The organism is Curtobacterium poinsettiae, from assembly GCF_025677645.1.
GTDB classification, from domain to species: Bacteria; Actinomycetota; Actinomycetes; order Actinomycetales; family Microbacteriaceae; genus Curtobacterium; species Curtobacterium poinsettiae_A.
Window position 1 is genome coordinate 2,646,815 of record NZ_CP106879.1, and the last position, 16,113, is coordinate 2,662,927.

The 16,113-nt window shown below is 70.6% G+C and carries 16 protein-coding genes; 1 reads left to right on the forward strand and 15 read right to left on the reverse strand.

Annotation, left to right across the window (positions count from 1 at the left end):
* Positions 1–71: 71 nt before the first annotated feature.
* The 7 genes from OE229_RS12655 to OE229_RS12685 all read right to left on the reverse strand — a co-directional run bounded on the left by OE229_RS12655 (position 72) and on the right by OE229_RS12685 (position 5,081).
* Entirely contained in the window at positions 72–866 is a 795-nt protein-coding gene (locus OE229_RS12655) for a F0F1 ATP synthase subunit delta (protein ID WP_182065789.1), read from the reverse strand.
* Positions 867–868: 2 nt separating this feature from the next.
* A complete protein-coding gene (locus OE229_RS12660; protein ID WP_182065788.1) occupies positions 869–1,423 on the reverse strand; it encodes a F0F1 ATP synthase subunit B in 555 nt (184 codons plus the stop codon).
* A gap of 9 nt (positions 1,424–1,432) precedes the next feature.
* Positions 1,433–1,669, reverse strand: coding sequence for an ATP synthase F0 subunit C (gene atpE, locus OE229_RS12665; protein ID WP_027465781.1), 237 nt, complete (start codon positions 1,667–1,669; stop codon positions 1,433–1,435).
* Positions 1,670–1,730: 61 nt separating this feature from the next.
* Positions 1,731–2,591 (reverse strand): F0F1 ATP synthase subunit A, encoded by an 861-nt coding sequence (gene atpB, locus OE229_RS12670; RefSeq protein ID WP_259362816.1) that lies wholly within the window; start codon positions 2,589–2,591, stop codon positions 1,731–1,733.
* 104 nt (positions 2,592–2,695) lie between these two features.
* Complete coding sequence (locus OE229_RS12675) at positions 2,696–3,187, reverse strand: hypothetical protein (RefSeq protein ID WP_259362814.1); 492 nt, start codon at positions 3,185–3,187, stop codon at positions 2,696–2,698.
* Complete coding sequence (locus OE229_RS12680; RefSeq protein WP_182065787.1) at positions 3,184–4,410, reverse strand: MraY family glycosyltransferase; 1,227 nt, start codon at positions 4,408–4,410, stop codon at positions 3,184–3,186. The genes OE229_RS12675 and OE229_RS12680 overlap by 4 nt, the downstream gene beginning before the upstream one ends.
* Positions 4,407–5,081, reverse strand: coding sequence for an L-threonylcarbamoyladenylate synthase (locus OE229_RS12685; protein ID WP_182065786.1), 675 nt, complete (start codon positions 5,079–5,081; stop codon positions 4,407–4,409). The genes OE229_RS12680 and OE229_RS12685 overlap by 4 nt, the downstream gene beginning before the upstream one ends.
* A 37-nt stretch (positions 5,082–5,118) precedes the next feature.
* Here OE229_RS12685 and OE229_RS12690 point away from each other — a divergent pair, with 37 nt between their 5' ends.
* Positions 5,119–5,772, forward strand: a complete 654-nt coding sequence (locus tag OE229_RS12690) for an HAD family hydrolase (protein WP_262138293.1) — start codon at positions 5,119–5,121, stop codon at positions 5,770–5,772.
* A gap of 34 nt (positions 5,773–5,806) precedes the next feature.
* On the opposite strand, the gene prmC is transcribed toward OE229_RS12690, so the two are convergent.
* The 8 genes from prmC to OE229_RS12730 form a co-directional block, all read right to left on the reverse strand.
* The gene (gene prmC, locus OE229_RS12695; RefSeq protein WP_410007335.1) at positions 5,807–6,682 is read right to left on the reverse strand and encodes a peptide chain release factor N(5)-glutamine methyltransferase; all 876 of its coding nucleotides are present in this window, start codon (positions 6,680–6,682) and stop codon (positions 5,807–5,809) included.
* Positions 6,683–6,706: 24 nt separating this feature from the next.
* Positions 6,707–7,789 carry a peptide chain release factor 1 gene (gene prfA, locus OE229_RS12700; RefSeq protein ID WP_017885756.1) on the reverse strand — a complete coding sequence of 361 codons (1,083 nt, stop codon included), beginning with the start codon at positions 7,787–7,789 and terminating at the stop codon, positions 6,707–6,709.
* A 3-nt stretch (positions 7,790–7,792) separates the two neighbouring features.
* Entirely contained in the window at positions 7,793–10,123 is a 2,331-nt protein-coding gene (rho, locus tag OE229_RS12705) for a transcription termination factor Rho (protein WP_262138294.1), read from the reverse strand.
* Between the two features lie 182 nt (positions 10,124–10,305).
* Positions 10,306–11,289 (reverse strand): homoserine kinase, encoded by a 984-nt coding sequence (thrB, locus tag OE229_RS12710; protein ID WP_262138296.1) that lies wholly within the window; start codon positions 11,287–11,289, stop codon positions 10,306–10,308.
* Positions 11,290–11,321: 32 nt separating this feature from the next.
* Complete coding sequence (thrC, locus tag OE229_RS12715) at positions 11,322–12,401, reverse strand: threonine synthase (RefSeq protein ID WP_182065782.1); 1,080 nt, start codon at positions 12,399–12,401, stop codon at positions 11,322–11,324.
* Between the two features lie 87 nt (positions 12,402–12,488).
* Positions 12,489–13,796: a homoserine dehydrogenase gene (locus OE229_RS12720; protein WP_027465790.1), complete on the reverse strand. Its 1,308-nt coding sequence runs from the start codon at positions 13,794–13,796 to the stop codon at positions 12,489–12,491.
* 65 nt (positions 13,797–13,861) lie between these two features.
* Entirely contained in the window at positions 13,862–15,283 is a 1,422-nt protein-coding gene (lysA, locus tag OE229_RS12725) for a diaminopimelate decarboxylase (protein WP_262138297.1), read from the reverse strand.
* Between the two features lie 59 nt (positions 15,284–15,342).
* Entirely contained in the window at positions 15,343–16,098 is a 756-nt protein-coding gene (locus OE229_RS12730) for a DUF2993 domain-containing protein (RefSeq protein WP_262138299.1), read from the reverse strand.
* Positions 16,099–16,113: the final 15 nt, after the last annotated feature.

The window sequence follows — 16,113 nt, forward strand, 5'->3', positions numbered from 1 at the left end:
CGAGAGGGTGACGCTGCCGGACTCGGCAGTTCCCGTTGTGGACTTGGGGAGGAGCGGCTTCGACCGTACGCCTAGCCGGCGAGCTGGAGCCGGAGCTCCGAGAGTCGCGTGGACACGGTGCCGTCGATGACGTCGCCGCCGATCTGCACCCGGACCCCGCCGACGACCGTGGGGTCGACGACCTGGTTGATGCTGATGTCCTTGCCGTACCGCTCGGACAGACCGCGTGTGACGCGGGCCGACTGTGCGGGGGTCAGTGGCGTCGCCGTGACGACGGTCGCGACGAGCTTGCCGGCCTGCTCGGCCACGATGCGCGAGGCATCACGGACGATCTCACCGATGCGGCGGCCGCGGGGCTGCTGCACCAGGGCCGAGACGATCGTGATCGTCTGCTCCGATGCCTTGGCACCGAGGAGCCGCTCGACGAGCGCGCCCTTCTGTTCGGGGCTGCCGAGCTTGGTGCCGAGCGCCAGCTCGAGGGCGGCGTCCGACCGGACGGCGGTCTCGAAGGCGAACAGCTCCGACTCGATCGACGAGTCCGGACCCGCGGTGGCGGCGACGGCGCGGATGCCCGCGTCCTCGATGCCGGCGAGCAGGTCCTGCTGCGAGGACCAGCGCGAGCCGGCCACCGCGGTCAGGACCGCACGCGTCGCGTCCGACTGTCCGGCGAAGACACGGTCGATGAGGACCTTCTTGCCGGCCGGGTCGGCCGTGGGGTCGGACAGCAGCCCGAGCAGCTGCGGCGCACCGGCGATCGCACGCCCGGAGGCGAGGATCTCGGCACCCGCGGCCAGGCCGGCGCTCGGACCGAGGTCCGACAGCACCGCCCTGGTGGACGCGAGTGCTTCCCTGGTAGCGCTGCGCATGCTCAGTGCTCCCCCGTCTTCGTGGCCTGCGAGGCCTCGAGGTCGGCGAGGAAGCGGTCGACCACTGCGGTCGACTTGGCGTCGTCCTTGAGGGACTCACCGATCACACCGGACGCGAGGTCCAGCGCGAGGGTGCCCACTTCGGACCGGAGCGCCTGAACGGCGCTCTGACGCTCGGCCTCGATCTGCGCCTGGGCGTTGGCCGTGATGCGTGCTGCATCGGCGGCCGCCTGCTCGCGGACCTCGTTGCCGATCGCCGTGGCGTCGGCGCGGGCCTGCTCACGGATACGCGATGCCTCGGCACGTGCATCGGCGAGCTGCTTGTTGTACTCGTCGAGCGCGGCGGCGGCCTGCTCCTGAGCGGCCTCGGCCTTCTTGATGCCGCCCTCGATGGCCTCGGTGCGCTCATCGAGCATCTTCGTGATGCGCGGCGTGACGACACGCCACATCACCACGAAGATGATGACGAATGCGAGCGCCGACCACACGATGTCGTACAGCGGCGGGATCAGCGGGTTGTGCGCTTCCTCCGCTGCGATGATGAGTGCGTTCTGCATCGAGGAACCTTAGTTGGTGAAGATGAAGTACGTGGCGATACCGATGAAGGCCAGGGCCTCGGTGAAGGCGATACCGATGTACATGAGGGTCGTCAGGCGGCCCTGGAGCTCGGGCTGGCGAGCGACGGACTCGATCGTCTTGCCGACGACGATGCCGACGCCGATGGCCGGGCCGATCGCTGCGAGGCCGTAGCCAACCGTCGCGATGTTGCCGTTGATCTCCGCGAGAACGGTCGTTGCGTCCACGTGTTTTCCTTTCGAGGTGCGGGTCCGACGGTCGCCGGTCCCGTAGGGGGTCAGTGAGGAATCAGTGCTCGTCGGCCAGCGCCAGCTGGATGTAGACGGCGGTGAGGAGCATGAAGACGTAGGCCTGCAGCAGCGCGACGAGGATCTCGAAGAAGCTGAACGCGATGCCGAACGCGATGGTCCCGACGCCGAAGGCCTTGAAGCCGAGCGATGCGTCGAAGAAGAAGAACTGCGTGGCCGAGAAGAACAGCACGAGGAGCAGGTGCCCCACGACCATGTTCATCAGGAGTCGCAGCGTCAGCGTGACGGGACGGAGCACGAAGGTCGAGACGAGCTCGATCGGCGTCACGATGATGTACAGCGGCCACGGCACCCCGGGCGGGAAGAGCGAGTTCTTGAGGAACGTGCCCGGGTGCTTGCGGAGGCCGGCGTAGATGAAGGCGAGGTACGCGACGATCGCCAGGATCATCGGCATCGCGATGCGGCTGGTGCCGGCGAGGTTCATGCCCGGGATCAGACCCGTCAGGTTCATGAACAGCACGCCGAAGAAGATCGTCGCCAGGAGCGGCAGGAAGCGCTTGCCGTCCTTCTCTCCGAGGTTGTCGAAGGTGTTGCGACGGACGACGTCGAACGCGTACTCGATGAACGCCTGACCGCGGTTCGGCACGAGCTTCAGTGCACGGGTGCCCACGAACGCGAACACCAGGAGCACGGCGACGGCGAAGAAGCGGATGAGGACGACCCGATCGATCTCGAACGGCGTCCCTGCCCACAGAAGAGCATCGGGGAAGAACTCGTTGATCGACGGACCATGGAACTCGGCGGCCTTGCTGCTCCCCGCCGCGACGGTGTCAACCGCAGCGGAGAGGGACAGGGGAAGAGCGTGGGATAGCAGCGCTGTCTCCTGTGTCGGCGCGCGCACATCATGGCACGCGATGGTGGACGTTGTGGAGGCTTGTCCGCCCGAGCGGGGCTCCGGAAGCGGACGTCGAGAAGCCTATCAGGTGCGAGAGGCTTCCCGGCTTCTCAGTTGGGCGGGGTCGTGTTCCCAGCGTCCGCGGAGCCGGCACCCTCGTCGCCCGGCAGGCGGACGCCGATCGGGATGCGGGCCTTCGCGACGGCGACGACGTCGATCACCAGGGAGCCGACGACCCCCGCGATGATCACGATCGCCAGCACCGGGAAGTCGACCCAGTCACGGTCCTTGAGCAGGACCAGCAGCACGATGAAGACGATGAACTTGAGCAGCCAGGTGCCCATCACGATGCCGAAGAAGGCACCGGAGATCATCTGGCCCTTCGAGACGCGCAGCGCGACGAGGACACTGACCGCGGTGAGCCCGAGGAACACGACGCTCAGCACGGCGCCGAGCAGTCCCCCGACCAGCCCGGGACCGTCCGCGACGAGGAACCCGACGAGTCCGCCGACCACCGCCAGGGCGACGGCGAGGACCGCTCCCCAGGTGATGATGCGGCGGAACACCGGCCGGACGTGGTCGAGCGCGTTCGGTGCGGTCACGTGAGGTCTCCAGGGATCGTGCGGTCGTTGGCGGCCCGGTCGAGCGGGTCGAGGCTGGCGTCCACCACGGCGGCGGAGCGGTTGGCGGTCTGGGCGGCGATCTCGGTGCGTTTCCGGCCGAGCGGCGCGAACGTGGCGACGGCACAGACGGTGAAGCCGACGGACACGAAGACGACCACCCAGTACCAGTCCACGAAGAGGAACAGCAGACACCCGAAGGCGACGGTCGCGGTCCACGCGTAGAAGATCAGCACCGCGTGGAAGTGCGAGTGCCCCATGTCAAGCAGGCGGTGGTGCAGGTGTTTCCGGTCGGCCGAGAACGGCGACTTGCCCGCGCTGAGTCGGCGGGTGACCGCGAGACCGAAGTCCAGGATCGGCACGATCAGGATCGCGAACGGCAGCAGGATCGGGATGAACGCCGGCAGCAGCGCTTGGCGTGTCTGCACCGCCGCCGGGTCGATGTTGCCCGTGACCGAGACCGCGCTGGTGGCCATCAGGAACCCGACGAGCAGCGCGCCGGCGTCACCCATGAAGAGCTTGGCGGGGTGCCAGTTCAGGATGAGGAAGCCGAAGCAGGCTCCGACGAGGACCGCGGTGAGCAGCGAGGGCAGGTTGAAGAAGAACTCGGTCTGCACGACCACGCGGTTGATGAAGAACGTGTAGAGGAAGAACACCCCACCGGCGATGATCGCGACGCCGGCCACCAGGCCGTCGAGCCCGTCGATGAAGTTCACCGCGTTCATCACGAGCACCACCGCCAGCACGGTGAAGATCAGGCTCATGTACGACGAGCCGACGCCCAGTGTGTTGCCGATCGGGAGCGACACGATCGCGACGCCCTGCCAGGCGAGGATGCCCGCCGCGATGATCTGCCCGGCGAGCTTCGTCATCCAGTCGAGGTCCCAGATGTCGTCCGCGACGCCGAGGACCACGATGATGGTCGCTCCCCCGAGCACCGCGAGCACGCGGCCGGGTTCGGAGAACACGAGCCGGAAGTAGTCGGTCCCCGCGATCGACGGGAACAGGAACCAGGCCGCGAGCAGCGAGACGATGACGCCGATGTACATCGCGATGCCACCGAGCCGCGGCGTCGGCGTCCGGTGCACGTCCCGCTCGCGGACCTGCGGGTACCACTTGTACTTCAGCCCGAGCTTCCAGACGATCAGGCTCATCCCGAAGCTCACGACCGCGGCGATGGCCCCCGCGAGCAGGTAGTACTTCATGTGACGAGGTCGGCTCCGACGACCCGGGTGATCTCCTCGTCGGGGATCACCCCGTGCCGGACGATGCGGAGCTTCCCGCCGTCCGACAGCCCGGTGGCGTCGACGATGGTCGACCCGGTGCTGGCCTCGAAGCCGTCGTGCACCTCGACGGGCCCGCCGTCCAGGTAGATCGCGACGCTGTCACCGAGCATGCGCTCGGCGGCGTCGACGTCCATCGCGGCCGGGTCGCCCGTGGAGTTCGCGGACGAGACCGCGAGGGGTCCGACCTCCTGCAGCAGCTCGAGGGCGATCCGCGAGTCCGGCATCCGCAGCGCGACCGTGCCGCGCGTCTCGCCGAGGTCCCAGTCGAGCGACGGCTGTGCGTGCAGGATGACGGTCAGCCCGCCCGGCCAGAACTCGGCCACCAGGTCGCGCACCGGTTGCGGGACCTCGCTGGCGAGGGCGTCGAGCGTGGGCGGACCGGGGATGAGCACGGGCGGCGGCGACTGCCGCGTGCGGCCCTTCGCGTCGAGCAGCCGCTGCACGGCCGTCGCGCTGAAGGCGTCCGCGGCGAGGCCGTAGACGGTGTCGGTGGGGACCACGACGAGCTCTCCGCGTCCGAGGGCGGCACGTGCGAGCCGCATCCCGGTCAGGAGCCCGTCGGAGTCGGTGCAGTCGTATCGGGATGCCATGACTCGACGATGATAGTGCGACACAATGGTGGACATCGTGAACGAGACGCCCGCACCCCCGCTCCTGTTCCTCTTCGACATGGACGACGTCCTGGTCCGGTACGACTGGCAGGTTCGCATGGCCGCACTCTCCGAGTTCACCGGACACGAGTTCCAGGAGCTCCGTCGCCGCTGGTGGGACTGCGGCCACGAGATGCGTGCCGAGGCCGGTGGGTTCGCCGACGGCGACGAGTACCTCGCCGCGTTCGAGCGCGCGATGGAGTGCGACGTCCCCGAGGCCGACTGGGCCCGGATCCGGGGATCCGCCATGACCGAGCTGCCGGAACGCATCGAGGCGGTCCGGATCGCGAGCGAACACGGGCGTGTCGGGCTGCTCACCAACAACGGACCGCTCGCCGGCCGCTGGATCCACGAGTGGGCGCCGTCCCTGCCCGAGGTCTTCGGGGAGCACCTGGACACGTCGAGCAACTTCGGCGCCCGGAAGCCCGAGCCCGAGGTCTTCCAGCGTGCGGTCGCGCACCACGGCGTCCCCGCGGAGCGCACCTTCTTCGCCGACGACATGCCCGAGAACGTCGCGGGTGCGAGGAGCGTCGGCATCCACGCGGTCCTGGTCGAGCACGACACCGACCTGCGGGAGCACGTCCGCTCCTTCGTCGCGGCGCAGCAACAGACGGCGACTCCGGTCGCGTGACGCGGCACCGCACTGGAGGCGCGACTCGCCCCGTCTAGCGCGTCGCGGTGGTCGTGCGGTCGCGCCCCGTCAGGTCGACGTGCGTCTCGGGGGTGCGGAACCCCCGGCGCGCCAGGACCTGCCGGACACCGGCGCCCTGCGGTTCGGCGTGCTCGATGACCAGGACTCCCCCGGGCACCAGCAACCGCCAGGCCGTCTCGGCGAGTGCCCGGACGGCGTCGAGACCGTCCGGCCCGCCGTAGAGCGCCATCGCCGGGTCGTGGTCGCGGACCTCGGGGTCGATCGGGATCGCGTCGTCCGGCACGTACGGCGGGTTCGACACGACGACGGACACGGTGCCGTCGAGTTCCGGCAGCGCGTCGGCGAGGTCGCCCTCGACGAGCCGGACCGTCCCGCCGTGGGCGTCGACGTTGCGCCGGGTCCAGGGCAGGGCCTCCGCAGACCGCTCGACGGCGTAGACCACGGCGTTCGGCACCTCGGTGTCCATCGCGATCGCGATCGCACCGCTGCCGGAGCCCAGGTCCACGGCGATCGGCTCGGGGACGGCGGTCGCCCGCAGCGCGTCGATGCCGAACTGCACGACGCCCTCGGTCTCCGGACGGGGCACGAACACGCCCGGTCCGACGGACAGGGTGAGCGCGCGGAAGTACGCCTGCCCGGTGATGTGCTGCAGCGGCTCACGGGTGGCACGGCGGGCGACGGCGTGCCGGAAGCGCTCGACGTGCTCCGGGGCGATGCCGCCACCGATGAGCGCGCGGGCCTGGACGGCACCGCGCGAGGTGTCGGTCGCCCACGCGAGCAGCAGCTCGGCGTCGACCCGGGGGGTCGGGACACCGACGGCGACGAGCGCCGCGGTCGCCTGCTCGAGCAGGCGATCCGCGGCGTACGTGAGGGGCGTGTCGGCGGTGATCCGGGCCTCCAGGCTGGTGTGCGGTTACGCGTCCTGGTCGCCGATGGCGGCCAGACGTGCCTCTTCGTCCGCCTGGATGGCGGACTGGATGACGGGCTCGAGGGCACCGTTCATCACGCGGTCGAGGTCGTACGCCTTGTAGCCGGTGCGGTGGTCCGCGATCCGGTTCTCCGGGAAGTTATACGTGCGGATGCGCTCCGAACGATCCATCCCCCGGATCTGCGACTTGCGCGCATCCGAGGCGATCGCGTCGAGCTCCTCCTGCTGGCGCGCGAGGATGCGTGCACGGAGCACGCGCATGCCGGCCTCGCGGTTCTGCAGCTGCGACTTCTCGTTCTGCATCGCCACCGTGATGCCCGTGGGCAGGTGGGTGATGCGGACCGCGGAGTCCGTCGTGTTCACGGACTGTCCGCCCGGGCCGGAGGACCGGTAGACGTCGATCTTGAGGTCGTTCTGGTTGATCTGGACCTCTTCGGGCTCGTCCACCTCGGGGAACACCAGCACGCCGGTGGTCGAGGTGTGGATGCGCCCCTGCGACTCGGTCTGCGGCACCCGCTGGACGCGGTGCACACCGCCCTCGTACTTCAGGTGGGCCCAGACGCCCTGGGACGGATCGGTCGTGTTCGACTTGATCGCGACCTGGACGTCCTTGTAGCCACCCAGGTCGGACTCGGTGCGCTCGAGGAGCTCGACCTTCCAGCCCTTGGTCTCGGCGTAGTGCGAGTACATGCGCAGCAGATCGGCCGCGAACAGCGCCGATTCCTCGCCGCCCTCGCCGCCCTTGATCTCCATGATGACGTCACGGCCGTCGTCGGGGTCGCGCGGGATCAGCAGCCGGCGGAGACGCTCCTGGCGCTCCGACAGCTGCTCCTCGAGCCCGGGGACCTCGTCCGCGAACGCCGCGTCTTCACGCGCGAGTTCCTGGGCGGCGGCGAGGTCGTCCCCCGCCGCCTGCCAGGCCTCGTACGCGGACTTGATCTGGTTGAGCTCGGCGTACCGCCGGTTCACCTTCTTCGCCCGGGCCGCATCGGCGTGGAGCGCGGGGTCCGACAGCTGCTGCGTCAGGTCCTCGTGTTCCGCCAGCAGCCCCGCTACCGACTCGAACACGCGTTACTCCTGGTGACCGTTGTGGTGGGCGCCGGTCGTGGGCACCGACTTCTGCACCTGCACCAGGAACTCGACGTTCGACTGCGTCTCCTTGAGGTTCCGCAGCACGATCTCGAGGGCCTGCTGCGGGTCGAGCCCGGCGAGGGCGCGGCGCAGACGCCAGGTGATCTTGACCTCGTCGGCGGAGAGCAGCTGCTCCTCGCGACGGGTACCCGAGGCGTTCACGTCGACGGCGGGGAAGATGCGCTTGTCGGCGAGGTGACGGTTCAGGCGGAGCTCCATGTTGCCGGTGCCCTTGAACTCCTCGAAGATGACCTCGTCCATCTTGGAGCCGGTCTCGACGAGCGCGGTCGCGAGGATCGTCAGCGAGCCGCCGTCCTCGATGTTGCGCGCGGCGCCGAAGAAGCGCTTCGGCGGGTACAGCGCCGCCGAGTCGACGCCCCCGGAGAGCACACGGCCCGACGGCGGGGTCGACAGGTTGTACGCGCGGCCCAGGCGGGTGATCGAGTCGAGCAGCAGCACGACGTCGTGGCCCAGCTCCACCAGGCGCTTCGCACGCTCGATGGCGAGCTCGGCGACGGTGGTGTGGTCCTCGGCGGGACGGTCGAAGGTCGAGGCGATGACCTCGCCCTTCACCGTGCGCTGCATGTCGGTGACCTCTTCGGGCCGCTCGTCGACGAGGACGACCATCAGGTGCGCCTCGGGGTTGTTCTTGGCGACGGCGTTCGCGATGGCCTGCAGCACGACGGTCTTGCCGGCCTTCGGCGGGGACACGATGAGACCGCGCTGGCCCTTGCCGATCGGCGACACGAGGTCGATGATGCGGGTCGACAGCTTGCCCGGCTCCGTCTCGAGGCGCAGGCGCTCGTTCGGGTACAGCGGGGTGAGGTCGTTGAAGTCGACGCGGGCCGCGGCCTCGTCGGCGGACTGGCCGTTGATCGACTCGACGGCGACGAGCGCGTTGTACTTCTGGCGGCTCTGCTGCTCGCCGTCACGCGGCTGCTTGATCGAACCGACGACGGCGTCGCCCTTGCGCAGGTGGTACTTCTTCACCTGGCCGAGGGAGACGTAGACGTCGCTCGGGCCCGGCAGGTACCCGGTGGTGCGGACGAACGCGTAGTTGTCGAGGACGTCGAGGATGCCCGCGATCGGGATCAGGACGTCGTCCTCGGTGACCTCGGGCTCGAAGTCGTCGTTCTGGCCGCCACGGCCGCGCTTGCGGTCGCGCTGGCGACGGCTGCGGCCGCTCTCGGCCTCGTCGGCGTGCTGTTGCTGCTGCTGCTTCTGCTGACCGCTGGTCTGCTGCTTCTGCTGACCGGCGTTCTGCTGCTGCTTCTGGTCGGCCTTGTCGTCCTGCTTGGCCTCGGCCTGCTTCGGCTGGTCGTTCTGCTTCTGGCCGCCGTTCTGCTGGCCGTTCTGCTGCTCGCCGCCGTTCTGCTTCGGCTGGTTCTGCTGGTCGGCGCCGTTCTGCTTCTGCTGGCCGGCGTTCTGGCCGCCGTTCTGCTGGTCGGTGCCGTTCTGCTGCTCGCCGTTCTCGGCGTTCTGCCCACGGCCACGACCGCGACCACGGCTGCGACGACCGCGACGCGAGCCGCCCTCGCCCTGCTCGGAGTTCTGGTCGCCCTGCTCGTTCTGGTCGCCGGACTCGTTCCGGTCCTGATCGACCCGGACGGCGGACGTCGGAGCCTGCTGGCCCTGCTGGGCCGCCTGGCTCGGCTGCTCGGCCTCGGCAGGTGCCGACGCCTGCTGCCCCTGGTCGGTGCCACGTTGCTCGGTGCCACGCTGCTCGGCGTTCCGCTGGCCACGGCCACGGCGCTGCGAGCCGGACTGCGCGGCTTCCTGGGCGTCCTTCTCGGCGCGGACCTGGTCGAGCCCGGCGAGGAGGTCCTCGGTGCCGGTCTGGCCGTGGTTGGTGTGCTCGGCGGCCGAGGTCGGCGCGGCGTTCACGGTGCCACCGGACGACGCGCGGCGCGAACGACGGGCGCGGCTCGGGGCTGCCGACTCGGCGGGTGCCTCGGGGTCGGCGACGGGGGCCTCGGGGTCGGCGACGGGGGCCTCGGCGGCGGGCTGCGCGAGGGCCTCGGCGGGCTCCGGCAGGGTCGGCTGCTCGGTTGCGGCCGGCTCGGCGGGGGTCTCGGCGACGACGGTGGCGGCCGGGGCGGCCGGGGTCTCGTCGACGGGACGCTTGTCCTCGATGGAGGCGATCAGGTCGCCCTTGCGGAGCTTGGAGAGCCCGGTGATGCCGAGCGAGGATGCGATGCGCTGGAGCTCCGGGAGACGGAGGGCACGCAGGTCGCTGGGGATCTCCACCTGGGCGGAGTTGTTGTCGGTCAAGGTCGGTGTTTCCTTTCGAACCGCAGAACGCGGAGAGTTTCCACCGTCCCGGATGCGCAGGGTGAGCATCGACCGCCGTTCAGACGACGGATCGGGATTCGGTGATCAGAAAGAGATGCACACTCGCGCACCGGACCCTGCGACGTCGCAGGAGCTGTCCTGAGGACGAGCGATCCGTACGGTTACGCGGGTTCGGCTTCGAGCGCCGAGTGCGCTGCCACTGTAGCACCACCGAGATCGACGGCCAGCATGAGCGGCCGCCAGTCGGATTCGGCGTGTCGGTGCACCAGTTCGGCGGCGGTCAGACGCTGTGCCGGGTCACTGCCGAGGACGAGCAGGCTCGGCCCGGCACCGGAGACCACCGCGGCGAGGCCGTGTTGCCGGAGCAACCGGATCAGGGCGTCGGTCTCGGGCATGGCGCTGGCGCGGTACGCCTGGTGCAGCCGGTCCTCGGTCGCGGCGAGCAGCAGCTCGGGGCTCTGGATGAGCGCCGCGACGAGCAGCGCCGAGCGGGAGACGTTGAACGCGGCGTCGGCGTGCGGGACCTGCTCGGGCTGCAGGGAGCGCGCGAGCTTGGTCGAGAGCGTCGAGGTCGGCACGAACACCACCGGGGCGACACCGCGGTGCACCAGGAGCCGCTTGTAGGCCGGGCCTTCGGCGGTCATCCACGCGATCGTCAGGCCGCCGAAGAGCGCCGGTGCGACGTTGTCCGGGTGGCCCTCCATCTCGGTGGCCAGGGTCAGGAGCGTCGAGGCGTCCAGGTCGACGATGCCCTCGAGCAGCCCACGGGCCGCCATCAGCCCGGCGACGATCGCCGCGGCGGAGGAACCGAGACCGCGGCCGTGCGGGATCGCGTTCGTGGCGTGCAGCTCGAGACCGGGCTGGTCGACACCGGCGTGCTCCAGGCCACGGCGGACCGCGCGGACGACGAGGTTCGTGTCGTCGGTGGCGACCTCACCGGCACCGACGCCCTCGACCGTGACGGTCGCGCCGGGTTCGCGGCGGACGCGCACCACGACCTCGTCGTAGAGCGAGAGCGCGAGGCCGAGCGAGTCGAAACCGGGGCCGAGGTTCGCCGACGTCGCCGGCACCCGGACGCGCACCGCTGATCCGGCCGGCAGCGCACGGACCGCCCGTCCGGCCGGTACAGCACTGCGGGCGGTCATGCCCTCACCCGGTCCGGACGAGCGGTCGGAGATCACTGCTCGCTGACCAGACCGAGCACGTCGGCGATCGACTTCGTGTCGACCGGGACGCTCGTCGGGGTGACCTCGCCGCCGTCCGACGTGCGGAGGGCCCACTGCGGGTCCTTCAGGCCGTGGCCCGTGACCGTGATGACGACCTTCGCGCCCTTCGGCACGACACCCGCGTCGGCACGCTCGAGCAGCCCGGCGACACCGATGGCGGACGCGGGCTCGACGAAGACGCCGACCTCGGCCGACAGGATGCGGTGCGCGGCGAGGATGGCCTCGTCGGTGATGGCCCCGAAGTAGCCGTCGGTCTCCTCTCGTGCCTCGAGCGCGAACTGCCACGAGGCCGGGTTGCCGATGCGGATCGCCGACGCGATGGTGTCGGGGTGCCGGACGACCTCGCCGTGCACGATCGGGGCGGAACCGGCGGCCTGGAACCCGAACATGCGGGGCAGCTTGGTGCTGCGGCCGGCGGCGACGTCCTCGCGGTAGCCACGCGAGTACGCGGTGTAGTTACCCGCGTTGCCGACGGGCAGGAAGTGGAAGTCCGGTGCGTCACCGAGGACGTCGACGACCTCGAACGCGGCGGTCTTCTGCCCCTCGATGCGGTCGTTGTTGACGGAGTTGACGAGGTGCACCGGGTAGTTCGCCGCCAGGTCGCGGGCGATGTCGAGGCAGTCGTCGAAGTTGCCCTGCACCTGCAGCAGCTGGGCGTCGTGGGCGACGGCCTGGCTGAGCTTGCCCATGGCGATCTTGCCCTCCGGCACGAGCACCGCGGCGGTGATGCCGGCGTGCGTGGCGTACGCCGCGGCCGAGGCGCTGGTGTTGCCGGTGGAGGCGCAGATGACGGCCTTCGCGCCGTGCTCGACGGCCTTGGAGATCGCCATCGTCATGCCGCGGTCCTTGAACGAACCCGTCGGGTTCATGCCCTCGAACTTCACGTAGACCTCGGCGCCGGTGCGCTCGGAGAGCCGACGAGCCGGGATGAGCGGCGTGCCGCCCTCACCGAGCGTGACGATGGGCGTCGCCTCGGTCACGTCGAGTCGGTCGGCGTACTCGCGCAGGACTCCCTGCCACTGGTGGGCCATCAGGCTTCTCTCTCTGTCCGGTGGGGTGGATCTGGTGGTGGTTCGGCTCGGTGGGCCCGCTGGTCGGCCTGGAGGCCCGTGGTCGCGTCAGCGACCGACGACGCGCAGGACGCTGGTGACGTCCAGGACGACGTCCTCGCCGCGGAGGGCGACGACGGTGTCGGCGAGGTCGGCCTCGCGCGCCAGGTGGGTGCCGATGACGAGCGTCGCGGTCCCCTCGGCAGCGCCGGTGGTGGTCTGCTCGACCGTCTCGACGCTGACGCCGTGCTTCGCGAGCACGCCGGCGACGGTCGACAGCACGCCGGGGGCGTCCGTGACGTGCAGGGTGATCTGGTAGCTCGTGCGGACGGTGCCGATCGGGAACACCGGCAGCTCGGACTGCGTCGACTCGGCGACCCCCGGGCCGCCGATGACGTGTCGGCGGGCAGCGGAGACCAGGTCGCCGAGGACCGCCGAGGCCGTCTCGACACCGCCGGCACCCGCGCCGTAGAACATCAGGTCGCCGGCGGCCTCGGCCTCGACGAACACGGCGTTCTTCGCACCGTGCACGCTCGCGAGCGGGTGCGACTCGGGGACGAGGGCCGGGTAGACGCGGGCGCTGACGCCCTCGCGGCCGTCCTCGTCGGTCAGACGCTCGGCGGTCGCCAGGATCTTCACGACGTAGCCGGCCTTGCGGGCGGCGCGGACCTGGTCGATCGTGACGTGCGTGATGCCCTCGCGGTGCACGGCGGCGAGCGGCACCGAGGTGTGGAACGCCAGCGAGGCCAGGATCGCTGCCTTCTGCGCGGCGTCGTAGCCCTCGACGTCGGCGGTCGGGTCGGCCTCGGCGTACCCGAGCTCCGTCGCGGTGGCCAGGGCGTCCTCGAACGTGGAGCCCTTGCGGTCCATCAGGTCGAGGATGAAGTTCGTGGTGCCGTTGACGATACCCATGATCCGGACGATGCGGTCACCGGCGAGCGAGTCGTGCAGCGGCCGGATGATCGGGATCGCCCCCGCCACGGCGGCCTCGTAGTAGAGCTGCGCGCCGACCTGCTCGGCCGCGGCGAAGAGTTCCGGGCCGTGGGTCGCGAGCAGCGCCTTGTTGCCGGTGACGACGTCCGCGCCGGACTGCAGGGCCTGGAGCACGAGGGTGCGCGCCGGCTCGATGCCGCCGATCAGCTCGACGACGATGTCCGCACCGAGGATGAGCGATGCCGCGTCCGTGGTGAAGAGCTCCGCCGGCAGGTCGACGTCGCGCTGCGCGTCCACGTCGCGCACGGCGATCCCGACGAGCTCCAGCCCCGCACCGGCGCGCGAGGCCAGCTCGTCGCCGTGCTCGAGGAGCAGCCGCGCGACCTGGGAACCGACCGAGCCGGCCCCGAGCAGCGCGACACGGACGTTGCGGTATTCGATCATCTGGTAGCGGTTCCTGTCGGTGGGGGTGCGCCCTGCGGGGTGGGCGGACCCGGTCGGGTCGGGGGTCAGCGGCCGGTGCCGTCGGCGGGCACGGCGGCGACCCCGGTATCACGGGCGAGCAGGTCGTCGATCGTCTCGCCCCGCACGAGGATACGGGCTGTGCCGTCCGCGACGGCGACGACCGGCGGACGGCCCACGTGGTTGTAGTTGCTCGACAGCGCCCAGCAGTACGCACCGGTGGCCGCGACGGCCAGCAGGTCGCCCCGCCGCACGTCGCCGGGCAGGTACTCGTCGTCCACCACGACGTCACCGCTCTCACAGTGCTTGCCGACGACTCGGCTCAGCACCGCCGGGGCATCGGAGGTGCGGGCGAGCCGGGCCGTGTAGTCGGCGCCGTACAGGGCGGGACGGATGTTGTCGCTCATCCCGCCGTCGACGGAGACGTACGTGCGGGTCGCACTGCCGCCGTCGTCGGTCTCGAGCGTGACCGGCTTGATCGTACCGACGCGGTAGAGCGTCACCCCTGGCGGGCCGATGATGTAGCGGCCCGGCTCGACGGCGATGTCCGGCACCGGGATGCCGCGCTCGGCGCAGGCCTCGCCGATGATCGTGGCCAGTGCGTCGGCGACGTCCTCCGGGGCGAAGGCGGAGTCGGCCTCGGTGTAGTCGATGCCCCAGCCGCCGCCGAGGTTCAGCTCGGGCACCGGACCGGACGCCACGAGCGTCGCGTGCACGTCCATCAGTCGGCGTGCGGCCTCGCGGAAGCCGGCGTCGTCGAAGATCTGCGAACCGATGTGCGAGTGCAGCCCGACGAAGGCGAGCGACGGCTCGGCCCGGACGGCTGCCGCGGCCTCGACGGCTTCGGACAGCGGGATGCCGAACTTCTGGTCCTCGCGAGCGGTCGCCAGGTACTCGTGGGTGGACGCGTGCACCCCGGTGTTGATCCGGATGCGCACCCGCTGCACGACCCCGGCGTCGGCGGCGGCACGGGCGACGCGCCGCACCTCTTCGTGACTGTCGAGCACGATCGTGCCGATGCCGACCTCGACCGCGCGGGCGATCTCGGCGTCGGACTTGTCGTTGCCGTGGAAGCCGAGCCGACCGGGGTCGATGCCGCCGGCCAGGGCGACCGCGAGCTCACCGGCGGTGCAGACGTCGACGCGCAGGTCGGCCTCGGCCATCCACGCGACGACCTGCGTCGTCAGGAAGGCCTTGCCGGCGTAGTAGACGTGCGCATGGCTGCCGATGCGCTCGAACGCGTCGGCGAACGCGTTCCGCACACGGACGGCGCGGGACTGGACGTCACGCTCGTCGACGACGTACAGGGGCGTGCCGAACTGCGCGACCAGGTCCGTCGCGCTGATGCCGCCGATCGCCAGGGTGCCGTCGTCGGTCCGCGTCGCGGACGCGGGCCAGATGCGGTCCACCAGTTCGGAGGCGTCCGTCGGGAACCGCAGCCGCGGCGGTGCAAGGGGGTTCTCGCTCACGGGACCCGATCCTACCGACGCGAGCCGTGCCTCCCGGGCCGCGTTACGCACCCGTCCGCTCAGCCGCAGCTGCCCACGGTCCGCAGGCCGTCCTCGTTGAGCGGCAGCGCGTCCGCGGTGATCCGGACCGTCGCGTCGGACTTCGACACGTCGAGCGAGCGCACCCGCAGCGGCTCGGGCAGGAACTGCGCGGTGCAGACCTGCATTGGGACGCCGGTGACGCCCGGGATCGAGTCGACCTTGAGGCCGAGGTCGGAGTTCGTGATCCGGACGCTCTCCGGGGTGATCGTGATGCCGCGGCCGTCGTCCTGCGCGACGACGGCACCCTTCGCCGCGTAGGTGATGTCGTAGCCGAGCACCGACGACGACCCCGTCAGTTCGACGCCGCCGTCGACCAGGTTCAGCCGGTCGAACAGCGGGCTGTACTTCGCCAGGTCCTTGACGCTCGACGACGCCAGGGTGACCGTGCCGTCGACGTCGCGGACATCGCCCTTGCCGTCCACCGGGACGTCCTGCGCGGTGACGTCGGCGGCGAGCGGGATGCCGTCGACGGTGAGCTTCGCCGAGGAGATCTCGACGCGGTCGAGCGTGCCGCTGATCAGCTGCGGGATGACGATGCCCTCGGCGTGGGCGTCGACCTCGCCGGTCGTGCCGTCCGGCAGCGACTGCTCGACCTGCTGGGCGATGATCCGGTCGACGACGCCGCGCAGCACGAGCTCGGCGATCACGACGAGGGCTGCGAGCACGACGACGACCACGAGCAGGACGACGGGCCAGCGGCGGCGCGTGGTGGGGCGTTCGGTGGCTGCGGGCATGCGTCCCACCCTGCC

Bases quoted from the DNA above. Each gene is read 5' to 3' on its own strand.
- OE229_RS12655 (WP_182065789.1), bottom strand. From the start codon at position 866: ATGCGCAGCGCTACCAGGGAAGCACTCGCGTCCACCAGGGCGGTGCTG.
- OE229_RS12660 (WP_182065788.1), bottom strand. From the start codon at position 1,423: ATGCAGAACGCACTCATCATCGCAGCGGAGGAAGCGCACAACCCGCTG.
- OE229_RS12680 (WP_182065787.1), bottom strand. From the start codon at position 4,410: ATGAAGTACTACCTGCTCGCGGGGGCCATCGCCGCGGTCGTGAGCTTC.
- OE229_RS12685 (WP_182065786.1), bottom strand. From the start codon at position 5,081: ATGGCATCCCGATACGACTGCACCGACTCCGACGGGCTCCTGACCGGG.
- thrB (WP_262138296.1), bottom strand. From the start codon at position 11,289: ATGACCGCCCGCAGTGCTGTACCGGCCGGACGGGCGGTCCGTGCGCTG.
- thrC (WP_182065782.1), bottom strand. From the start codon at position 12,401: ATGGCCCACCAGTGGCAGGGAGTCCTGCGCGAGTACGCCGACCGACTC.
- OE229_RS12720 (WP_027465790.1), bottom strand. From the start codon at position 13,796: ATGATCGAATACCGCAACGTCCGTGTCGCGCTGCTCGGGGCCGGCTCG.
- OE229_RS12730 (WP_262138299.1), bottom strand. From the start codon at position 16,098: ATGCCCGCAGCCACCGAACGCCCCACCACGCGCCGCCGCTGGCCCGTC.